Consider the following 344-nt stretch of genomic DNA (forward strand, 5'->3'; position numbering starts at 1 on the left):
TACGACCATCATCTATAAGGCGGCAACTCGCAGTCCGTCCCTTCCTGTAGGTCCACAGCTAAAGAAGCAAAACGAAGATGCAGCAAAACTAGGGGTCAGTCCTAATCCCAATCCCAAAGACCAAAAAGAAATTAGGAGAGTACTCAAGCAGTACGAATCAGTTCGCGACAAACAGAAACTATAATCTGCTAACAAGTCGTGTCATACAATTCCGATAGGCTGCGCCTATCTCCATCGTATGCACTCGGCGTTGGGCAAAGAAAGATGAAGAGACTAAAGTGGACAGCAGCCATCATCCTAGTGGTAACGGCCTACTCTGCTTTCTCGTATTACCGAGCGACGCA

General features: G+C 47.4%; 1 protein-coding gene. It reads left to right on the top strand.

What is annotated here, in order from left to right; all coding sequences use genetic code 11:
• A partial coding sequence (locus tag QEH57_RS24860) for a hypothetical protein (protein WP_309009509.1) occupies positions 1-184 on the top strand: 184 nt, incomplete at its 5' end.
• Positions 185-344: the final 160 nt, after the last annotated feature.

This window comes from Pelagicoccus sp. SDUM812005, assembly GCF_031127875.1.
Taxonomy (GTDB): Bacteria; Verrucomicrobiota; Verrucomicrobiia; order Opitutales; family Opitutaceae; genus Pelagicoccus.